1 protein-coding gene is annotated in these 300 nt (G+C 49.7%); it reads right to left on the reverse strand.

The genetic code is table 11. From position 1 onward, the window contains the following. A partial coding sequence (locus E4T71_RS09405) for a G5 domain-containing protein (RefSeq protein WP_194181276.1) occupies positions 1–300 on the reverse strand: 300 nt, incomplete at both ends.

A 300-nucleotide genomic window follows, 5' to 3' on the forward strand; every position in this document is an offset into this window, starting at 1 on the left:
CAAAAGCAATCGACTCTTGACGAGTTTCTAAGACATCTTCTGGCTCTGGAGTCACTACTGGTGGCTCAATTTCCTTGGTACCAACCGCAATCACACGATCCTCGGCTGAACGAGTTTCAACCTCAACCGGAAGGGCGGTAACCTGACCTGTGCTAGCATCTACACTGTAACGAGTGGTACTTGTCTCAAGACCAGCACGTCCCTCTGTTACAACACGCTCCTGACCTTTTTCGAGATTCGGATCGTCCTGACGAACTTCCTTAAACGGAAGTTCCTTCGTTGTGACACTTGGCTGAGTTC

This window comes from Streptococcus sp. WM07 (assembly GCF_004570525.1).
Lineage (GTDB): Bacteria > Bacillota > Bacilli > Lactobacillales > Streptococcaceae > Streptococcus.